Annotated in this window: 2 protein-coding genes; one reads left to right on the top strand and one right to left on the bottom strand. The window is 71.5% G+C overall.

Annotation, left to right across the window (positions count from 1 at the left end):
* Nucleotides 1–86: 86 nt before the first annotated feature.
* Nucleotides 87–851, bottom strand: a complete 765-nt coding sequence (locus tag C1I98_RS37240) for a hypothetical protein (protein ID WP_111171960.1) — start codon at nucleotides 849–851, stop codon at nucleotides 87–89.
* 177 nt (nucleotides 852–1028) lie between these two features.
* Here C1I98_RS37240 and C1I98_RS37235 point away from each other — a divergent pair, with 177 nt between their 5' ends.
* Nucleotides 1029–2456, top strand: a complete 1428-nt coding sequence (locus tag C1I98_RS37235; RefSeq protein WP_199537508.1) for a hypothetical protein — start codon at nucleotides 1029–1031, stop codon at nucleotides 2454–2456.
* Nucleotides 2457–3013: the final 557 nt, after the last annotated feature.

The following is a 3013-nucleotide window of genomic DNA, read 5'->3' as shown; positions in this document are numbered from 1 at the left end:
CCTCCACAGCAACACGAAACAAGGGGGAGGGGGTGGGGAGGTCCCCCTCGCCGGGACCTCCCCAAGGCAGGGTCACCGCGGCGCGGTCAGGCGGCGCGCATCGCCTCGATGCGGGCCTTCCACTGCGCGTCGAAGGTCTCCAGGTCCCGGCGGAACCCGGCCAGGTCGGTGCCGTAGGACAGGACGCAGCCGCCCCTCATGTCTGGCGCGGCCTGGCAGCCGTGCACCAGCCGGCCGCCGAGCGCCGCGTGCGCCAGCACGGACTCGATCCGCCGGTACTCGTTGAACCACATGCCGTGGTAGAGCTCGTCCAAACTGCGGGCCTCCTGTTCGGGGAGCTCGAACACCACCGAGGTGGCGATGGGGAAGAACCAGCACGGCCCCACGTTGGAAATCGTGCCGTCGAGCTGGACCTTGTTGAGCGACATGATCGTCGTAGCCTCCCGCAGCGCCACGAGCTGGCGCGGAGTGACGTCCAGGCCCGGCTCCTCCAGGAGCTCGTCCCGGAAGATGAAGCTGGCGACCTGGTAGCCGATGCGCAAGACCTCGGCCGGGTCGCGGGTGGTGCGGCCGTGGGTGTGGATGAACTCCAGGGCGCGCTGCTCGGCCGCTCTCTGCGGGGTCTCGGCCTGGCGGCCGTCGAGGAGTTCGGCGCGCACCAGCTCCCAGTCACACACCAGCCAGGAGGGGTCGTCGTAGCGGAAGAAGTACGCCGCCGGGTCGAGGGTGAGGTTGGGGCCGTCGATGGTGATGCCGTCGATGCGGCTCCAGGCGGGGGTGAACGCCTCGGGGAAGGCGACGGTGAACGCCCGAGCGCTCGCCGGTGTTGCGGGGGTCGCGGTGGTGGTCACGGGTTCCTCCGATCAGTGTTCCCGCCAGCGGCGGCCGGCGGCTTCTGTCATCCAGAAAACGGCGCAGCACGGCCACGGGACAATGCCGCGGTGTCCGGGACATTGCCGCCACGGCAATGCCCTGTTGCCGGTCGTCGGGTTACCGTCGATGCAACGTGGGTCGCTCCGGAGGTCGCCATGGCCATGGATCGAGCACGACGGGCCGAGCTGCAACGCCGCGCCCGGATGATTCGCCTGGAGTGCCAGCGGCGCGGGCTGGGCGTGGAGCACACGGCGGGAGCCATCCTCGCCGACCTTCCTGAACTGTTGCCGCTGGAGGCGTGGCGGCTGGCCCACGGCTGGTCCCGCCCGGCCGCCTTGCAGGCGCTGGCCGCCCTGTACCAAGCCGAGGGGCTGCCCGCCCCTGCGGTGAACACCGCGATGCTGTGCCGATGGGAACACGGCACCGTCTCCCTCAGCGCGGAGTACGCCGCGGCGCTGTCCCGGCTGTACCAGATGCCGCCGCGGCGGCTGGGACTCCAGCGCGGCGGATCGGGAACGGTAAGGCGCGCATACTCCGCTGAGCGGGTGCCCGTGGTTACAGTGAGCGGACACCGCGACGACGGAGAAGAGGCTGATCCGATGCGGCGACGCACACTGCTGGCCGTCGGGTTGAGCATCCCGGTCCCGCTCTTGGAGCGGGTCGATGACATGCTCGCGCTGCCGCCCCCTCCCGGCCCGCCCGCCGGCCCTGGGCAGATCAAGGAACTGCTCGCCGCAGCACGCCGCCAGTACAACGCCAGCGCGCTGACCGCCCTGGTGGCCGCCCTGCCCGGTCTTGTCGCCACCGCGCGAGATACCGCCGAACGGTCCAACACCCCGGCCGCCTTGCAGGCGCTCGCGGCCTGCTACGACCTTGCCACCGACACCCTGAACAAGATCGGCCGCAAGCAGGCGGCGCGGATCACCGCCGACCGCGCCGTGGGGTGCGCTGAGCGGTCAGGTGACCCGGTGGCGATGGGGGCGTCCGCGCGGGCGCTGGGCATGATGCTGCGCACCGAAGGCCGCCACCCGATCGCGCTGCGGGTATTTCGGCAGGCCATCGACCGGCTCGACGCCACCGGACTGCGAACGCCCGCGCAAACATCGGTGGCGATGCGGCTGCTGTGCGCGGAAGCGTACACGGCGGCGTGGGCCGGTGACCGCACGGGCGCGCTGGATGGGATCGGGGAGGCCGAGCGTGCCGCGCAGCGGCTTGAACGTCTGACTGCCCGGCCCGGCGCAGCCGGGCCGTTCGTCGCGCTGTACCGGGTCGATGTCCACTACGCCCTTGGGGATGCCGGGACCGCGCTGCACGCCGCCGGTCACCTGCGGGAAGGGATGTTCCCGACGCCAGAGCGGCGAGCACGGTTCCACACCGATCTAGCGCGGGCGTGGTGGCAGTGGGGGAAGCCCGAGGAGACGGCCAAGGCGCTGCTGTCCGCGCACCGGCAGGCTCCCGCCGAGGTCGCCGACCGTCCGTCGATCCGCCGGATCGCCGACGAACTCGCCGCCCGGCACGCGCGCGTGCCAGGCGTACAGGAACTCGCCGCTGCTCTCTCACCGGGGCACCTACCGCCCGCCTAGCCTGCGGCGGCGGGCTCAGCCTGAGGGGCCGGCACCCGCGGGGGATCAGACGGGTGTCAATTGCAGGAACGATCCGGCGAGCATGCAGCACGTCGATACAGGTCTGCCGCTGCTCCCTGGTCGGGCGTCGTCGGCCAGGCCCGCCATGGCGTGAACACCGGGCCGGCGAGAGTGTCGGTGGGCGGCGGTGGTGCGTGGGTGGAGGCTGTAGCCGTCCGGCATCCGGGTTGTGTCGCCCTGCTGCCACGTACGGAGGTAGTCGGCTGCGGATGTGCTGTCCATGATGAGGGTCGCCTCGTGGGCGTCGTCGGCGAGGGCACATAGCGCTTCGTGGACGCGTACAACTCGGCGACGAGGACCGTGGCTGTGGGGGCGGGGTTGAGGCGGTGGCGGCTTCTGGCGCCGCGGCGTTGTATGCCCCATCGGCCGTTGCTGGCCACTCACCCCAGGCCGGGCGGGTCGCCTTCTTGGTGGGAGGCGTCGGTGGCGACGGCCAGGTGGTGGGGGAAGTCGAATCCCGCGATGCGGCTGTTCACGACCGGCTAATACCCTTCGGT

It is taken from the genome of Spongiactinospora gelatinilytica (assembly GCF_003236385.1).
GTDB classification, from domain to species: domain Bacteria; phylum Actinomycetota; class Actinomycetes; order Streptosporangiales; family Streptosporangiaceae; genus Spongiactinospora; species Spongiactinospora gelatinilytica.
This window is presented reverse-complemented; position numbering and strand designations above follow the sequence as displayed.

Bases quoted from the DNA above. Each gene is read 5' to 3' on its own strand.
- C1I98_RS37235 (WP_199537508.1), top strand. From the start codon at position 1,029: ATGGCCATGGATCGAGCACGACGGGCCGAGCTGCAACGCCGCGCCCGG.